This window comes from Pseudomonas sp. HP_14 (assembly GCF_055283875.1).
Genome location: NZ_JBTOQI010000046.1, coordinates 80,241 through 97,870, shown reverse-complemented (window position 1 = coordinate 97,870; position 17,630 = coordinate 80,241). Strand labels below are relative to the sequence as shown.

15 protein-coding genes are annotated in these 17,630 nt (G+C 58.8%); 9 read left to right on the top strand and 6 right to left on the bottom strand.

Going from position 1 to position 17,630, the window contains the following annotated elements:
- The first annotated feature begins 83 nt into the window (after window positions 1-83).
- From ACYASS_RS25930 to ACYASS_RS25890, 9 genes are all read left to right on the top strand, one after another.
- Window positions 84-614, top strand: a complete 531-nt coding sequence (locus ACYASS_RS25930) for a DUF5943 domain-containing protein (protein WP_187521455.1) — start codon at window positions 84-86, stop codon at window positions 612-614.
- A 15-nt stretch (window positions 615-629) separates the two neighbouring features.
- Window positions 630-2,690 carry a dimethylglycine demethylation protein DgcA gene (gene dgcA / locus ACYASS_RS25925; protein WP_463588206.1) on the top strand — a complete coding sequence of 687 codons (2,061 nt, stop codon included), beginning with the start codon at window positions 630-632 and terminating at the stop codon, window positions 2,688-2,690.
- Window positions 2,691-2,960: 270 nt separating this feature from the next.
- Window positions 2,961-4,907 (top strand): dimethylglycine demethylation protein DgcB, encoded by a 1,947-nt coding sequence (dgcB, locus tag ACYASS_RS25920; protein ID WP_463588205.1) that lies wholly within the window; start codon window positions 2,961-2,963, stop codon window positions 4,905-4,907.
- On the top strand, window positions 4,907-6,127 hold the full coding sequence (gene etfA / locus ACYASS_RS25915) for an electron transfer flavoprotein subunit alpha (RefSeq protein ID WP_463588204.1): 1,221 nt from the start codon (window positions 4,907-4,909) through the stop codon (window positions 6,125-6,127). Before dgcB ends, etfA begins: the two co-directional genes overlap by 1 nt.
- Window positions 6,117-6,923: an electron transfer flavoprotein subunit beta gene (gene etfB / locus ACYASS_RS25910; RefSeq protein WP_463588203.1), complete on the top strand. Its 807-nt coding sequence runs from the start codon at window positions 6,117-6,119 to the stop codon at window positions 6,921-6,923. The genes etfA and etfB overlap by 11 nt, the downstream gene beginning before the upstream one ends.
- Window positions 6,924-7,137: 214 nt before the next feature.
- Window positions 7,138-9,564 carry a TonB-dependent siderophore receptor gene (locus tag ACYASS_RS25905; protein ID WP_463588202.1) on the top strand — a complete coding sequence of 809 codons (2,427 nt, stop codon included), beginning with the start codon at window positions 7,138-7,140 and terminating at the stop codon, window positions 9,562-9,564.
- 326 nt (window positions 9,565-9,890) lie between these two features.
- Window positions 9,891-10,409, top strand: coding sequence for an RNA polymerase sigma factor (locus ACYASS_RS25900; RefSeq protein ID WP_463588201.1), 519 nt, complete (start codon window positions 9,891-9,893; stop codon window positions 10,407-10,409).
- The gene (locus tag ACYASS_RS25895) at window positions 10,406-11,419 is read left to right on the top strand and encodes a FecR domain-containing protein (RefSeq protein ID WP_463588200.1); all 1,014 of its coding nucleotides are present in this window, start codon (window positions 10,406-10,408) and stop codon (window positions 11,417-11,419) included. Before ACYASS_RS25900 ends, ACYASS_RS25895 begins: the two co-directional genes overlap by 4 nt.
- A 145-nt stretch (window positions 11,420-11,564) precedes the next feature.
- Window positions 11,565-12,194: a glutathione S-transferase gene (locus ACYASS_RS25890; RefSeq protein ID WP_463588199.1), complete on the top strand. Its 630-nt coding sequence runs from the start codon at window positions 11,565-11,567 to the stop codon at window positions 12,192-12,194.
- A 133-nt stretch (window positions 12,195-12,327) separates the two neighbouring features.
- Here the strand turns inward: ACYASS_RS25890 and ACYASS_RS25885 are convergent, their stop codons facing one another.
- The 6 genes from ACYASS_RS25885 to pqqA all read right to left on the bottom strand — a co-directional run bounded on the left by ACYASS_RS25885 (window position 12,328) and on the right by pqqA (window position 17,548).
- Window positions 12,328-14,175: an alpha/beta hydrolase family protein gene (locus tag ACYASS_RS25885; protein WP_463588198.1), complete on the bottom strand. Its 1,848-nt coding sequence runs from the start codon at window positions 14,173-14,175 to the stop codon at window positions 12,328-12,330.
- Entirely contained in the window at window positions 14,141-15,328 is a 1,188-nt protein-coding gene (gene pqqE, locus ACYASS_RS25880; protein WP_422764914.1) for a pyrroloquinoline quinone biosynthesis protein PqqE, read from the bottom strand. The genes ACYASS_RS25885 and pqqE overlap by 35 nt, the downstream gene beginning before the upstream one ends.
- A complete protein-coding gene (gene pqqD, locus ACYASS_RS25875; protein ID WP_463588197.1) occupies window positions 15,300-15,575 on the bottom strand; it encodes a pyrroloquinoline quinone biosynthesis peptide chaperone PqqD in 276 nt (91 codons plus the stop codon). Before pqqD ends, pqqE begins: the two co-directional genes overlap by 29 nt.
- The gene (gene pqqC / locus ACYASS_RS25870; RefSeq protein ID WP_099268493.1) at window positions 15,572-16,327 is read right to left on the bottom strand and encodes a pyrroloquinoline-quinone synthase PqqC; all 756 of its coding nucleotides are present in this window, start codon (window positions 16,325-16,327) and stop codon (window positions 15,572-15,574) included. The genes pqqD and pqqC overlap by 4 nt, the downstream gene beginning before the upstream one ends.
- A gap of 140 nt (window positions 16,328-16,467) precedes the next feature.
- Window positions 16,468-17,379 (bottom strand): pyrroloquinoline quinone biosynthesis protein PqqB, encoded by a 912-nt coding sequence (pqqB, locus tag ACYASS_RS25865; protein WP_463588196.1) that lies wholly within the window; start codon window positions 17,377-17,379, stop codon window positions 16,468-16,470.
- Between the two features lie 97 nt (window positions 17,380-17,476).
- A complete protein-coding gene (gene pqqA, locus ACYASS_RS25860; protein ID WP_008365141.1) occupies window positions 17,477-17,548 on the bottom strand; it encodes a pyrroloquinoline quinone precursor peptide PqqA in 72 nt (23 codons plus the stop codon).
- Window positions 17,549-17,630 lie beyond the last annotated feature (82 nt).

The window sequence follows — 17,630 nt, the reverse complement described above, 5'->3', positions numbered from 1 at the left end:
CACGAGCAAAACCTTAATTGAATTGATCACCCCACTGCCATTTCGCGCAGTGGGCGTAACCCGGACATCTGGAGTTTGACCCCATGGCTAAAATCGCCCCGCAACTGCCTATCGAAGTCGACAGCGAAACTGGCGTCTGGACCTCCGATGCGTTGCCGATGCTGTACGTGCCACGGCACTTTTTCGTCAACAACCACATGGGCATCGAAGAAGTACTGGGCGCTGATGCTTACGCCGAGATTCTCTACAAAGCTGGCTACAAATCCGCCTGGCACTGGTGCGAAAAAGAAGCTGAATGCCACGGTCTGGAAGGTGTCGCGGTTTTTGAGCATTACATGAAGCGTCTGTCGCAGCGCGGCTGGGGTCTGTTCAAGATTCAGGACATCGATCTGGAAAAGGGCACCGCCAGCGTCAAGCTTGAGCACTCCTGCTTTGTGTACGTCTACGGCAAAGTCGGCCGTAAGGTCGATTACATGTTCACCGGGTGGTTCGCCGGTGCGATGGATCAGATTCTGGCCGCAGCAGGCAGCCCGATTCGCACCGTGGCCGAGCAAGTGTATGGCGGTTCTGAAGAAGGCCACGACGATGGCCTGTTCATCGTCAAGCCGCTGTAAGTCGAGGATCGTGTTATGGCTTTCGAAGCGATGTTTCAGCCTATCCAGATCGGCAAACTCACCATTCGCAACCGTGTACTGAGTACTGCGCACGCCGAGGTCTACGCCACCGATGGCGGCATGACCACCGACCGCTACGTGAAGTACTACGAGGAAAAGGCCAAGGGCGGGATTGGCCTGGCGATCTGTGGTGGCTCTTCCAGCGTCGCTATCGACAGCCCGCAAGGCTGGTGGAAGTCGGTCAATCTGGCGACCGACAAGATCATCCCGCACTTTCAGAACCTTGCTGACGCCATGCACAAGCACGGCGCCAAGATCATGATCCAGATTACCCACATGGGCCGTCGTTCTCGTTGGGATGGCGATCATTGGCCGACACTGATGTCGCCGTCGGGTATTCGCGAGCCGGTGCACCGTGCGACCTGCAAAACCATCGAGCCGGAAGAAATCTGGCGGGTGATCGGCAACTACGCCAGCGCTGCGGCGCGGGCCAAAGCGGGTGGCCTGGACGGTGTTGAACTGTCGGCGGTGCACCAGCACATGATCGATCAGTTCTGGAGCCCGCGGGTTAACAAGCGTACCGACGAGTGGGGCGGCAGCTTCGAAAATCGCATGCGTTTTGGCCTGGAAGTGATCAAGGCAGTGCGCAAGGAAGTCGGTCCTGACTTCTGCGTGGGGCTGCGTATCTGTGGTGACGAATTTCACCCTGACGGCCTCAGCCACGAAGACATGAAGGAGATCGCCAAGTACTACGACCAGACCGGCATGATCGACTTCATCGGCGTGGTCGGTTCGGGCTGTGATACCCACAACACGCTGGCCAACGTTATTCCGAACATGAGCTATCCCCCGGAGCCGTTTTTGCATTTGGCCGCCGGTATCAAAGAAGTGGTCAAGGCGCCTGTGCTGCACGCGCAGAACATCAAGGACCCGAACCAGGCGACGCGGATTCTCGAAGGTGGTTATGTCGACATGGTCGGCATGACTCGCGCTCACATTGCTGACCCGCACCTGATCACCAAGATCAAGATGGGCCAGGTTGACCAGATCAAACAATGCGTGGGTGCCAACTATTGCATCGACCGCCAATACCAGGGCCTCGACGTACTGTGTATTCAGAACGCCGCGACCTCCCGTGAATACATGGGCGTGCCGCACATCATCGAAAAATCCACCGGGCTGAAGCGCAAGGTGGTGATCGTCGGTGCCGGGCCTGCGGGCATGGAAGCAGCGCGGGTGTCGGCCGAGCGCGGTCATGACGTGACCTTGTTCGAGAAGAAAGAGTTTATCGGCGGGCAAATCACCACCGCCTCGAAAGCCCCGCAACGTGACCAAATTGCAGGCATCACCCGCTGGTTCCAGCTGGAGCTGGCGCGCTTGAAAGTCGATCTGCGTCTGGGTACTGCGGCGGATCCGGCAACCATCATGGACCTGCGTCCGGATATCGTCGTGCTGGCGGTGGGCGGTCATCCGTTTCTGGAGCAGAACGAACATTGGGGCGCGGCTGAAGGTTTAGTGGTCAGCAGTTGGGACATTCTCGACGGCAAGGTTGCGCCGGGCAAGAACGTGCTGGTTTACGACACCATCTGTGAGTTCACCGGGATGTCGGCGGCTGACTTCCTCGCCGACAAAGGCTGCCAGGTAGAAATCGTCACCGACGACATCAAGCCGGGCGTTGCGATTGGCGGCACTTCGTTCCCGACGTACTACCGCAGCATGTATCCGAAAGAAGTGATCATGACCGGCGACATGATGCTGGAGAAGGTCTATCGCGAAGGCGACAAGCTGGTAGCGGTACTGGAGAACGAATACACCGGTACGAAAGAAGAGCGGGTGGTGGATCAGGTGGTCGTCGAGAACGGCGTGCGTCCTGATGAAGAGTTGTATTACGCGTTGAAAGCCGACTCGCGAAACAAGGGCCAGATTGATATCGAAGCGCTGTTCGCAATCCAGCCGCAACCTTGTTTGAGCGAACCGGGTGACGGGTACCTGCTGTTCCGTATCGGTGACTGCGTGGCACAGCGTAATACCCACGCGGCGATCTACGACGGCTTGCGTCTCTGTAAGGATTTCTGATGGTGATCCTGTAGGAGTGAGCTTGCTCGCGATGAACGATGACGCGGTCTACCTGATAGACCGCAGCGCCTGTATCGCGGGCAAGCCCGGCTCCCACAGGAAACACCGAATCCTCCTGTAGGAGTGAGCTTGCTCGCGATAAGGCCGGAACGGCCTTCAGTCGGCTTTGAATTTGAATCCATTGCCAGCGCTGCGCACTGGATCGCGAGCAAGCTCACTCCTACAGGAGACCGATGACCTCTGTCGGACCGAGCGCCGTAGGAGCTTCACATGCTGAACACACTGCTTCCGATCCTGCTGTTCGCTGCTCTGGGCCTTGCTGTCCTGGGGGCTGTGCGGCGGGTGAATATGTGGCGCAATGGCCGAGCCTCTAACGTCGACCTGCTCGGCGGGCTGTTGGCCATGCCCAAGCGCTATATGGTCGATCTGCACCATGTCGTGGCCCGGGACAAATACATCGCCAATACTCACGTCGCGACGGCGTTGGGCTTTGTGCTGTCGGCATTGCTGGCTATCGTCGTACACGGCTTTGGCCTGCACAGCCGTATCCTCGGTTATGCCCTGCTGCTGGCGTCGACCTTAATGTTTGTCGGCGCGATCTTCATGTTCCTGCGCCGCCGTAACCCACCGGCTCGGCTGTCCAAGGGCCCATGGATGCGCCTGCCGAAAAGCCTCATGGCGTTTTCCGTCAGCTTCTTTCTGGTCACGCTGCCGGTCGCGGGGATTCTGCCGCAGGATTTCGGCGGCTGGGTATTGGTCGCGCTGCTGGGCCTGGGATGCCTGTGGGGCGTGTCGGAAATGTTCTTCGGCATGACGTGGGGCGGCCCGATGAAGCACGCCTTTGCCGGTGCATTGCATCTGGCCTGGCACCGTCGCGCTGAACGCTTCGGCGGTGGTCGCTCAACCGGCCTCAAGCCGCTCGACCTCAATGACAAAACTGCACCACTCGGCGTGGAAAAACCCAAGGATTTTACCTGGAACCAACTGCTGGGTTTTGACGCCTGCGTGCAGTGCGGCAAATGTGAAGCAGCGTGTCCGGCATTCGCCGCCGGTCAGCCACTGAACCCGAAAAAGCTGATTCAGGACATGGTCGTCGGGCTGGCCGGTGGTACCGACGCCAAATTCGCCGGTAGCCCTTATCCAGGCAAAGCCATCGGCGAGCACAGCGGTAACCCCCATCAACCCATCGTCAACGGTCTGGTAGACGCCGAAACTCTGTGGTCCTGCACCACCTGCCGGGCATGCGTTGAGGAGTGCCCGATGATGATCGAGCACGTGGACGCCATCGTCGATATGCGCCGTCACTTGACCCTCGAGAAGGGCGCTACACCCAACAAAGGCGCTGAAGTGCTGGAAAACCTGATCGCCACTGACAACCCGGGTGGGTTCGCACCGGGCGGACGGATGAACTGGGCGGCGGATTTAAACCTCGGTCTGCTCTCCGACAAAAAAGCTGTCGACGTGCTGTTCTGGGTGGGCGATGGCGCTTTCGATATGCGTAACCAACGCACTTTGCGCGCCTTCGTCAAAGTCCTGAAAGCGGCCAAAGTCGACTTCGCAGTGCTCGGTCTTGAAGAGCGGGACAGCGGCGACGTGGCACGGCGTCTCGGTGATGAAGCGACGTTCCAGATGCTCGCCAGACGCAACATTCAGACCCTGAGCAAATACAGCTTCAAACGCATCGTCACCTGCGATCCGCACAGCTTCCATGTGCTGAAAAACGAGTACGGCGCGTTCGATGGCAATTACCTCGTGCAACACCACAGCACTTACATGGCTGAGTTGATTCAAGGTGGCGCGCTGAATCTGGGCCAGCACAAAGGCTCCAGCGTGACCTATCACGACCCGTGTTATCTGGGCCGCTACAACGGCGAGTACGAAGCGCCGCGTGATGTGTTGCGCGCGCTGGGCATCGAGGTCAAGGAAATGCAGCGCTCCGGTTTCCGCTCCCGTTGCTGCGGTGGTGGTGGCGGTGCGCCCATTACTGATATCCCCGGTAAGCAACGTATCCCCGATATGCGCATGGAAGACATCCGCGAAACCGGTGCGGAGCTGGTGGCGGTCGGCTGCCCGCAATGCACCGCGATGCTCGAAGGCGTGGTCGAGCCGCGACCGCTGATCAAAGACATCGCCGAATTGGTCGCCGACGCGTTGCAGGAAGAAGTTATCCCCAGCAAATCTGCGCCAGTAAAACGTGAACCTGCGGAGGTGCACTGATGAGCGACATTATTCGCCGCGATCCGCGTGCCGAGTGGATTGCCCGCAACCGCTTGCACCCACTGCATGCCGCGATGCAGCCAGCGCAAACCAGCTGGATGGGGCCAAATGGCCTGATGCGCAAGAATGTGCACGGCATCGGTTTCATCGGTCCTAACGGCATCAAGAGAATTGACCGCAGCGGTGCCCAGCAAGGCGGGGCGGTGAAGCGCTCGGCCGCAGCCGAAGTGCAGTTGCCGCTGCATCAAGTGCCAGAGCCAGCGTTCTATATCGGTGTGGTGCCGGACATGGTTGGCGGGCGTTTGAGCAGTCACGACCGAGACCTTCTGGGGCTTGCTCATCAGCTCGCTGGCCAGAACGGCGCGGTACTCGCCGTGGTATTTGGCGAGCACAAAGAGAGCGCTTTTGCGACGGCAGGCGTTGATCGCCTGCTGACACTCGAAGGTAACGAATTCAGCGGTTATTCACCGGAGCAACGTGTTCAGGGCCTGCGAGCTGTGGATAACCAGTTCAACCCTAGACACTGGTTATTACCGGATAGCCGCAGCGGTGGTGGTGAGTTGGGTCGCCGGTTTGCCGCTAGCCTGGGCGAGCGCCCCGCCACGCGTGTCTGGCAGGTTAACGATGAACAATGCATAGGCCGGGCAGGAGCTGGGCAGCAGGATCTGGCGAGGCCATTGGCACGCTTGATCCTGGCCGCTGTGGAATGCGCTGAACCGGTCAGTGAAACCCGTCATGAAGCGCTGCCGGTTGAGTTATCCACAAGCGTCGCGCGCAGCCTGCCCCGGATTGAAGACCTGGGCGCTGTCGCCGTCGACCCGTCCATGATTCCGATGGCGGAAGCGGAGTTCATCTTCTCTGGGGGCAATGGCGTCAAGGACTGGAATCTATTCCATCAAACCGCTGCGGCGCTGGGTGCCACTGAAGGCGCCTCCCGTGTAGCGGTGGACGATGGTTTCATGGGCCGCGATCGTCAGGTCGGGGCCAGCGGCACCTGGGTCACGGCGCGGGTTTATGTAGCGGTGGGTATTTCGGGTGCAATCCAGCATCTGCAAGGCATTGGCGCTTGCGATAAGGTCGTGGCGATCAATCTGGACCCAGGTTGCGACATGATCAAACGCGCCGATCTTTCTGTGATCGGCGACAGCGCTGCAATCCTCAAGGCGCTGATCGAAGCCGTGGAAATCCATCGCAATGGAGCAAAACAAGATGCGGCCTGAGCCAACTGCTTCCTCTGTGGATAACGCTGCGCTGCACGTCATCAGCCTGGTATCCATCGGCGCGCACCCTACGTCGGGGCGTTCACGTCGCGCCGAACAGGATGCTCGCGCCGTTGAGTTGGGCTTGCAACTGGCTGGGGATAACTTGCATGTGCTGCATGCAGGAAATGCCGAAGAACCCGCTCTAAGGGCTTACCTTGGTATGGGCCTGAATGAGCTGCATGTGCTGGAGCAGCCGGGAAACGCCGATGCATTGCCTACCTTGACGGATTACATCCGTGAGTCGGGGGTACAAGTGGTGCTCACCGGAAGCCAGGCAGAAACCGGCGAAGGCTCGGGCATGTTGCCGTTCCTGCTCGCGGAAAACCTTGGCTGGCCGTTGGTCGTGGGGCTGGCTGAGGTGGAGTCGCTGGATAACGGCTCTGCCCTTGTTTTGCAGGCATTACCCCGTGGCCAGCGGCGGCGGTTGAAGGTGCGCCTGCCTTTTCTGGCGACTGTGGATAACGCTGCACCGAAACCTCGACAAAGCGCTTACGGCCCTGCGCAACGCGGCACGCTTGCAGCAGAGCAGGTAGAAATTGTCAGCGACGAACTCCTCAGTGGTTCGCCCCTGCAACCGGCCAAACCCCGGCCCAAACGCTTGAAAGTCATCAAAGCCAAAAGCGGCGCAGACCGCATGAAAGCCGCAACGGCCAAAGCCAGCGGTGGCGGCGGACAAGTGCTCAAGGGTGTCACGCCCGAGGCAGGCGCGGAGGCGATCCTCAAGTTACTGATCGAAGAAGGCGTGGTGCGATAAACCCTTCCGCAAGTTGACCCCTATCTTGTAGGCGCTCACCGAGTTACGTGGCCAGCGATCATCCGCTATCGCTGGCCTCGTAACCTCGGTTAGCTCCGACTGAACCGTTATTGCGAGGCATCTCTTCGAATTTATTTTCAGCGCCCCCTGTCACTTTCCACTTTTCATTCGGCACATGGTTACTGAGAATTGCTTCCATTCACGAGTAGCCGCCATGTCCCTCCCGCTAGATACGCTTCTACGCCCCAGTTTGTTGGCCATGGCTATCGCTTTTGGTTCTTCGATAGCCAGTGCACAGTTGATTGCGGCGGAGCAGACTTCCGCCATCCACGCCTATGATTTGCCAGCGGCCCCGTTGGCCAGCACCCTCAACGCTATTGCCAGTCAGGCCGGGCTGGCGCTGAGCGTCGATCCGTCTCTGGTTTCAGGCAAGACTGCGGCGCCCGTCAAAGGTGATCTGGATGCCGGTAGCGCAATGCGTCAGGCGCTGAGTGGCACGGGCCTGCAAGTGCAGCAGAATGGCAACGGCGGCTATTATCTGGAGGCCGCGCAGGAAGGCACGCTGGCGTTGCCGGATGTAAACATCAATGCTGCGGGTGCAGCGGTTTCCGGTTCCGAGGCCGCTGGCTATGTCAGCGAGAATGTCACCAGCGTCGGTGCACTGGGCGGGATGAGGCTTCAAGACACGCCTTACTCGATGAGTGTTACCTCTCAGGCGATGTTGAAAAATACGATGGCCACGTCTCTCGATGATGTGTTCAAACATAACCCGTTCACCCAGCTGTATTCACCGCGCAATGCCGGATACGCCAGTGCGGTCAACATGCGTGGTTTCAGCGCTGCGGGTAATCTCAACATCGCTAACGATGGCTTGCGCTTTACCACCGGTGCTGACGGCGGCAACTACATCGAAGAGAATGAGCAGCTCGAAATCATTACCGGCCTGACCGGCTTCCTGTATGGCCCGGCTTCGCCTGGTGGTCTGGTTAACTATGTGCTCAAGCGTCCGACTTATGAGCGCTATAACAGCGTGACGCTGGGCAATGCGGGTGGCGAAAACTATTACCTGCACGGCGACTTTGGCGGACCCATCGACCCCGAAGGCAAGTTGGCTTACCGGGTAAACGTCCTGACTCAGGACGGCGAAACCGCGGTTGACATGCAGAAGCGTCGACGTGAAATGATCAGCCTGGCGCTGGACTGGAACGTCAGTGATGACTTGCTGGTTCAATTCGACGCATCGCACAAGAAGTCCGAGATGCGCGGCACCACCAGCTACTGGTACTTCAATAACGAGGCGTGGCGGCCAAGCGCGTCATCCCTGAGCAACGACAAGTTGTACAGCCAGAAGTGGAGCTTCGCCGATGACGAAACCGATAAGGCCGGTGTGCGAGCCAAGTGGCGCCTGAACGATGTGTTTACCCTGCGCACTGCATTCTCGGCCCAGCAATACACGACGGAAAACACTTACACCGGCCCAACCGTCACGGGGCCTGGTGTGTATGCGCAGAATCTTTATGCGTTCGCGCCTATCGAGACCGAGGAGAAATCCGGCTACCTGTTCCTTGATGCAGCATTCGATACCGGCCCCATCGGGCACAAGATGACCATGGGCTATCAGGGCAACACCTCGCGCCAACGCCAGTATGAAGACCATGTCCCGTATCCAGGGCCGCAATACACTTCGCCGGTTGGCACCATACCGCTGAGCTCGACTCCGCAAGTCACCAAGCCTGCCTATTCCATCGGCCATGGTGACCAGCGCCTGGCGAATACCTCCGAGACCAATAACTTCCTGATTGGTGATGTGATCACCTTCAACGAACAGTGGTCGACGATTCTTGGCGTCACGAATACGCAAATCAAGACTTACGCCAACGAGTTTGTATACGCGAAAGCGTTTGGTACACCGGAAACAGAAACCAAGTACAACGAAAGCAAGACCTCGCCCAACATCTCCCTGATCTACAAACCACTGCCCTGGCTGACAACCTACGCCACCTACATCGAAGGCCTCCAGTCGGGCGGTGTTGCGCCTTCGAGCACCGTAAACGCCGGGCAGGCTTTTGCACCGGAAATCAGCGAACAGTATGAAATCGGCGCGAAGGCAACGGTTGGCGAGACGCTGCTCACACTGGCTTTCTTCAATATCAAAAAGCCTAACGCCTATACCAACGGTGCCAACGTTTACGTGGTTGATGGGCAGCAGGAAAACAACGGCGTGGAGTTCAGCGTCACCGGTAAGGTGATACCGGAGTTGACCGTGGTCGGGGGCATGACCTTCCTTGATCCACAGGTCAAAAAAACCGAGATTGCAGCGAATGAAGGCAATGCCCCGACCAACGTTGCCAAGCAGTTGGCCAAGGTCTATGCCGAGTACGACATCAACGGAGTACCGGGGCTGGCGCTTACTGGCGGCGCGTTCTACACCGGCAAGCAGTACACCGATGTAAACAACGACTACCAGTTGCCTTCCTTCACGACGTTCGATGCGGGGGCCCGCTACCGGATGCGCCTGTCTGAAAATGATCTGACCTTGCGCATGAACGTCAGCAACCTGACCAATAAAGAGTACTGGCTCAACAGCAGCTACCTGGGCGACCCGCGCACCGTCGCGTTCTCGGCGCAGCTGGAGTTCTGATCCTGCACTTAACCTGAGCTCACGCAGGATTGAATGCATTGTCTGTAGGAGCTGCCGAAGGCTGCGATCGCGCTGTGGCAGGCTAAATGCTTCGCAGCCTTCGGCAGCTCCTACAGGTCCAGTGTGTGCCGCGAGACAGTGCGGTGCCATGGACGCCGGGTCAGCTTCTGCGGGGCGAGGTCGATCCCAAATTCCTGCCACCCAGGCTGCATGCGTCAAACGTTATAAATCCCCATCCGACGGGTGCCATTTGCCACTACCCGTCAGCTCTGAGACAATCGCGAATAGTTCTCGTTATTTAATGCACCTTATTCGAGGTTCGTTTCGTGTCGTCAGCCCCAAGCCCTCAGAGCGAGCTCATTGGCGCCCTCTATCGCGACCACCGCAGTTGGCTGGTCGCCTGGTTACGGCGTAATGTCGCCTGCCCACAACGGGCTGAGGACTTGAGTCAGGACACGTTTGTGCGGTTGCTCAAACGTGATCAGCTCGATTATCCGCGCGAGCCGCGGGCCTTCCTGGCGGCGATCGCTAAAGGACTGTTGTTCGATTACTTCCGCCGGGCGGCGCTTGAACAGGTGTACCTGAGCGAGCTGATGCTGATCCCGGAAGCTGAGCAACCCTCTCTGGAAGAGCAACTGTTGATACTGGAAGACCTGAAAACCATTGACCGCATGTTGGGCAAACTCTCGAGCAAGGCGCGTGCTGCATTTCTCTATAACCGCCTCGAAGGTTTGAGCCACGGTGAAATTGCTGAACGGCTGGGCGTTTCTCCTTCACGCGTACGGCAGTATCTGGCGCAAGGCATGCGCCAATGCTACGTGGCGTTGTACGGCGAGCCGCTATGAGCGCTTTCAGTTCGAAACCGGTTTCAGCGACGGTGCTGGACGCGGCCATCGCCTGGCAGCTTTGCCTGGACTGCGGCAATGGCAGCCAGGACGAGCGCGACGAACACTCCAGGTGGCTGCGCGCCAGTGAGGAGCACTCTCGTGCCTGGGCACAACTGGGCATGCTTGATCATCAGTTTTCCCTGACGTCCGCGCCAGCGAGGTCCGCCTTGCTGCAATCGCACGACAGCGCCTTGCGGCGCATGCGCAAGTTTGGCGGCGGGCTGGCTGGCGTGATGCTGGCCTGCGGCCTTGCGCTGTTCATGGGCAACCGTTTGATGCCGATCGATTACTGGCTGGCCGATCAGCGCACCGCAACAGGCGAACAGCGCATGGTGCGTCTGGCGGACAACACCGTGATCAGGCTCAACACCCACAGCGCAATTGACGTGAGATTCGATGCTACACAACGGCGCGTAATCCTTCAGGACGGTGAGATCTTCGTAGAAACTGGAAGCCATGAGGATCCGCGCCCCTTTATCGTCGAAACCCGCGACGGTCGTCTGCGTGCACTGGGTACCCGGTTTCTTGTGCGCCGTGAAGACGAGGGCACGCTGCTGGGCGTGCTGCAATCGGCGGTAGCGGCTCACGCGCAACGTGATGATCGTGAGCAGATTCTGCGTGAAGGTCAGCAGGTGCTGATGACCCGTGATGGCCTGGGGCCGATGCTGGCGCTCAAGCCTGGGGCCGATGCATGGACGCGCGGCATGCTGGTGGTGGATAACACGCGGCTTTCCGATCTGGTGGCTGAGTTGGGTCGCTATCGAGCCGGTTATCTCGGGGTCGCGTCTGAGGTGGCTGATCTGCGTATTACGGGCAGCTTCCCGCTGACCAACACTGACTTGGCGCTCAAGGCGCTATCGCCGACTCTTCCTGTTCAAGTTGAGCAGCGCACCCAGTGGTGGACGAAAGTGATTGCGAGCGACGTCAAAAAAGCCGTTCCCCAAGTACCTCCGAAACCTGAGACCTAGAGTCGAACAGTCCGTTGTGTTCGCTGGAGGGCTCGCGACGGCTTTCAGCATCAGGGGCTTGCTGGTTCGCAAGTCCTGAAAGCAGATATTGCGGACATCGCTAGCGCTGGCTAGTCTGACGGACTGTCTTATTCGAGGAACGTCCATGTCCGCGCCAACCATGACTTTGTACTACAACCCGGCATCTCCTTTCGCCCGCAAGGTGCTGCTTGTACTGCATGAAACCGGACAGCTGGACAGGGTGACGCTGCAAACCACGATCCTGACGCCTGTCGCCCCCGTTGCGGAGCTGAACAGCGATAACCCTGCCGGCAAGATCCCGGCTTTGCGCCTGGCAGACGGTAACGTTATCCATGACAGCCGGGTCATCCTCGATTATCTCGATCATCAGCATGTCGGCGTACCGCTGATCCCACGCGAAGGCTCGGCACGCTGGCGGCGTTTGACCCTGGCATCCCTGGCAGATGCGTTGCTGGATGCAGCCTTGCTGATTCGCTATGAAACCGCATTGCGCCCGGCTGAGAAGCATTGGGGGCTCTGGCTCGATAATCAGCAGGAAAAAATCGAGCGCACACTCGGTTATTTTGAGCAGGAAGCGATTACCGAACTGAGCTCGTCTTTCGATGTAGCCTCAATGAGCGTCGCCGCTGCGCTGGGCTACATAGACTTCCGCCAGCCGGACCTGGCATGGCGCAGCCGCTACCCGCGTCTGGCCAACTGGTACTTTGAAGTGAGCCAGAGACCGTCGATGCAGGCGACCCAGCCTTCGGTTTGATTTGATAGGTATTCAGGCGCGGCGCAACCTGTTGGAGCGAGGCTTGCCCGCGAATGAGACACCGCGGTGGAGCAGGCATACCGCATGATCGTTCTTCGCGGGCAAGCCTCGCTCCAACAAGTCCCCCGATTGATCACACCTGATCAATCACCTTCCGATAAAACGCCCACTCCTTCGTCAACGCATCCGCCTGGTTAACCGCTTTGCGGAAGCCGTGGCGTTCGTCGGCGTAAAAATGCCCCTCAGCCTCAATGCCTCGTGATTTCAGGGCCATCAGCATGGCGCGGGTTTGTTCGGGGACGACCACTGCATCAAGCTCGCCCTGGAAAAAAATCACCGGCACCTGAATGTCGGCGGCATGCAGCAGCGGCGTGCGGGCGTGATAGCGGTCGATGTCCTCCTCTGGATCGCCGATCAGCCAATCCAGATAGTCGCTTTCGAATTTATGTGTGGCTTTGGCCAGTGCCAACGGGTCACTGACGCCGTAAAGGCTGGCACCCGCGCGGAATACTTTCTTGAAGGCCAGTGCACATAACGTGGTGTAACCCCCTGCGCTGCCACCACGAATGAATGCCTGCTCGGGATTGATCAACCCGCGCTCACCCAGATGCGCGACCACTGCGCAGGCATCTTCCACGTCCGCCACCCCCCAATTGAGGTGCAGGCTTTGACGGTACTCACGGCCGTATCCGGTGCTGCCGCGGTAGTTGAGGTCGGCCACGGCAAAGCCGCGTTGTGTCCAGTACTGGATTTTAGGATCAAGCACCGGGTAGCAGGCTGACGTCGGACCACCGTGCACAAACACCACCAGCGGCGGCGTGCCGACAGCATTCATGGCGGGATAGAAATAACCGTGCGCTTCACCGTCCCCACTCTTGTAGCGCAAAGTTTGTGGACGGCTGATCTGTTCAGGTGGCAGTGGAGCGACGCCACCCGCCAGCACCTGGACGCGGTGGTCTTTACGACTGATAGCCAGCACTGCCGAGGGGCTCGTTGCGGAGGCCGCGATGCAATAAACGTATTGATCGTCGAGCGCCAGGCTGCGGAAGCGGCTGTACTCGCCGCTGAAATCCTCCAGCGTGCCGTGGGTGTCACGCATGCCCAGCACGCCGACACCATTTTCCGACCAGGTGGCGAGGTAGGCGCCATGATGCAATGGCAGCCAACTGCGCCCCCCCAGTTGCCATGGCGCTGGCGCATGGTCGGCGTCGGAAGCTTTGAGGTGGGTCAGGCCGAACGAGCCTTCCACGCATGGCTGCCAGAAACCCCCTTGGTCGCTCAGGCAATACAGCCGACCCGTGGCATCGAAACGCGCTTGCTGGATGGACTCTTCTTCGCGATCGCCCGCCAGGCAGCGCGGCTCGGACCAACCGCCTGCAGCCTGACGCTTGCTGCTCATCAATAAGGTGCTGGTCCAGGGTTGATGCGGCTTCTGCCATTCAATCCAGGCCAGACGCTGACCATCCGCAGTCATGGTCGGCGATGCGTAAAAATCCGCACCTCTGGCCAATACCAGACGCTTGCCATTGGCGACGTCAATGCTGACCAGTTGGTGGATGTCTTTGTCTTCTTCAACGGCCAGAATCTGTCCGTTGGCGAACACCAGATCACCGTAGCGTTTTTTGCCGGTGGTGATGGCTTCGGGCAGACCTTCGCCCTCAAACTCATCAAACACCAGTGGCTGGCGATAGAGCTGCTGATCGCTTTCGTTAACGAACACCAGCGCATCTTCAGTCAGGCAGAACGACCCGCCGCCGTACTCATAAACGCGGCTGCGTACGCTGAAGCCTTGCGGCGTAAGACACGTCTTGTTGTCTTCGAACCAGCGCCAGATGCGGCTTGCGCCATCCTCAGGCCGATATTCATTCCAGAACAAGCCCAGCGGGCTGACCGCCAGCTCGGCGAAGTCGACTCCGGCGGCGACTGCCTGGGCTGCTGTGAATGTGTCAGGATTTGGCGATGAGGCGCGAGTTTCTGTCATTGCGAAAGGCCAGCTGCTCAATTGTTTGGGTAGCATATTCGGCTTCTTTTCGAGCCTGCACAATCATCCCGTGATGAGGCGATTTACTGCACACCGGATCGGCATTGGCGGCATCGCCGGTGAGCATGAATGCCTGACAACGGCAGCCGCCGAAATCCTTCTCTTTTTCGTCGCATGAGCGGCACGGTTCGGGCATCCAGTCGTAACCCCGGAAGCGGTTGAAACCGAATGAGTCGTACCAGATGTGCTGCATCGTGTGGTCACGCACGTTGGGGAACTGCACCGGCATCTGCCGCGCGCCGTGGCAGGGTAGCGCCGTACCGTCCGGGGTCACGGTCAGAAAGATGCTGCCCCAGCCGTTCATGCAGGCTTTCGGACGTTCTTCGTAGTAGTCCGGTGTCACGAAGATCAACTTGCACGGATGATTCTCGGCAGCCAGCTTGTCGCGGTACTCATTAGTGACCCGCTCGGCGCGAACCAGTTGATCCTTGGTGGGCAGCAAGCCCTGGCGGTTCAGGTGTGCCCAGCCGTAGAACTGACACGTGGCCAGCTCGACAAAATCAGCCTCGAGGGCGATACAAAGCTCGATGATTTTATCGATCTTGTCGATGTTGTGCCGGTGGGTCACGAAGTTCAGCACCATCGGATAGCCGTGCTTCTTGACTGCGCGGGCCATCTCCAGCTTTTGCGCGAAGGCTTTTTTGGAACCCGCGAGCATGTTGTTCACTTGCTCGTCACTGGCCTGGAAACTGATCTGGATGTGGTCGAGCCCGGCTTCCTTGAAGTCGATGATTTTCTGTTCGGTGAGACCAATGCCCGACGTAATCAGATTGGTGTAATAACCCAGACGACGGGCTTCACGGATCAGTTCTGCCAGGTCCTGACGCACCAGCGGTTCGCCGCCGGAGAAACCGATCTGCGCCGCACCCATTTGCCGCGCTTCGGCCATCACCTTGAACCACTGTTCTGTGGTCAGTTCCTGGCCCTGTTTGGCAAAGTCCAGAGGGTTGGAGCAATACGGGCATTGCAGCGGGCAGCGGTAGGTCAGCTCGGCGAGCAGCCATAACGGCAGGCCCACTTCGGGCTTGGGCGGAATCTTGATGGCTGAGTCGATCAGTGTCGAATCAGGCAAGTTCGATCCAGTGTTCGCCACGGGCGACCTCCATGAATTGCTCGACGTCGGTGCCGAGCTCGGGAAAGCCTGGGAACTGCTCGTTCAGTGCATCAATAATCGCGGCGACGTTACGTTTGCCATCGATCAGGCCGCCAATAGCACTGGCGCTTTCATTGAGTTTGATCATGCCTTCCGGGTAGAGCAGCACATGGCCGTTCTGCGCGGGTTCGAACTGGTAACGATAGCCTCGACGCCAGCTCGGGACTTGTTGTCTATCGAAGCTCATAGGGCTATCCCCTTATGCCAGACACGCTGGTCGGTCACGCTGTGATACGGCGGGCGGTTCAACTCGTAGGCCATGCTCATGGCGTCCAGCATGCTCCACAAAATGTCGAGTTTGAACTGCAGGATTTCCAGCATGCGCTGCTGGCCTTCGTAGGTGGTGTAGTGCTGCAGTGTAATCGTCAGGCCATGTTCTACATCGCGACGCGCCTGGCCCAGCCGGGTACGGAAATACTCGTAGCCAGCCGGATCGATCCACGGGTAATGCTGCGGCCAGCTGTCCAGCCGGGACTGGTGGATCTGCGGGGCGAACAGCTCGGTCAGCGAGCTGCTGGCGGCTTCCTGCCAGTTGGCGCGGCGGGCGAAGTTGACATAGGCGTCCACGGCAAAGCGCACGCCGGGCAGGACCAGTTCCTGCGAGCGAAGCTGATCAGGATCCAGACCAACGGCTTGTCCCAGGCGCAGCCAGGCTTCAATACCGCCGTCTTCACCTGGCGCTCCATCGTGATCCAGCAGACGCTGAATCCACTCACGACGAATTTCACGATCAGGGCAGTTGGCCAGAATGGCTGCGTCCTTGAGCGGGATGTTCACCTGGTAATAGAAGCGGTTGGCGACCCAGCCCTGAATCTGTTCGCGGGTGGCACGGCCTTCGTACATCGCCACGTGGTACGGGTGATGGATGTGGTAATACGCGCCTTTGGCCCGCAAGGCCTGTTCGAATTCAGCGGGGGACAGCGGCGTTGCTTCGCTCATTTAGACTCCCTCAAAAAACTAACTTTGTTGGAGCGAGGCTTGCCCGCGAAGAGGCCGGTACATTCGACACACCTTTTGCGCCTGAGCCATCGTATTCGCGGGCAAGCCTCGCTCCAACGGATTCGTTGTCATTGCGCTGCTTACAACTCAATACTCATCCCGTCAAACGCCACTTCGACGTTACGTCGCGCCAGATCTGCGCGCTCGGGCGAGTCTTCGTCGAGGATCGGGTTAGTGTTATTGATGTGGATAAGCACTTTGCGCTGCTTTGGCAGGCGCTCAAGTACTTCGAGCATACCGCCGGGGCCGTTTTGTGCCAGATGGCCCATTTCGGTACCGGTCCGCGTGCCTACACCACGGCGCTGCATCTCGTCGTCGTTCCACATCGTGCCGTCTACCAGCAGGCAGTCGGCAGCGATCATTTTCTCCATCAGCGCGTCATCGACTTTGCCCAGCCCTGGTGCGTAGAACAGCTTGCCGCCGGTCTTGAGGTCTTCAACCATCAAGCCGATGTTGTCGCCCGGATGCGGATCGAAACGGTGTGGCGAGTAGGGCGGAGCGGCGCTGCGCAACGGGAATGGAGTGAAGCGCAGGTTAGGGCAGGCAGGAATCACAAAGCTGCCTTCGAGTTCGATCCTGTTCCAGACCAGGCCGCCGTTCCAGTGCTTGAGCATGTTGAACAGCGGAAAGCCGGTGCTCAGGTCTTCGTGAACCATATCGGTACACCAGACTTGATGCGGGCAGCCTTCGCGCAGGCTGAGCAAGCCGGTGGTGTGATCGATCTGGCTGTCCATGAGAATGATCGCGCTGATCCCGGTGTCGCGTAGGGCTCGGCCTGGTTGCATAGGGCCAAAACCGGCCAGCTGCGCGCGGATGTCCGGAGAAGCGTTGCACAGTACCCAGTTAACGCCATCATCGGACAGCGCGATGGACGATTGAGTTCGGGCATGGGCCCGCAGGCTACCGTCGCGGAAACCTGCGCAGTTCACGCAATTGCAGTTCCACTGTGGAAAGCCGCCGCCAGCAGCGGAACCTAGAATCTGGATGTACATGTCAGCTCCATGGGCGAGGCATGAAAAACTTCAAGAAAAAAGACGACTTATCAATAAAAAAAGCCCCGGCGAACCGAGGCTTTGCACCGCGTTGTAATCAACGGCTTGCGAAGTACATGGTGACTTCGAAACCGATACGCAGATCAGTGTAAGCAGGTTTAGTCCACATAAGAGACTCCTTCTGGGTGATTGCAGCGGTGGGTGGTAAATCGTTAGTACACCTGCGAAGGCATACGTTCGATGGTTAGGAA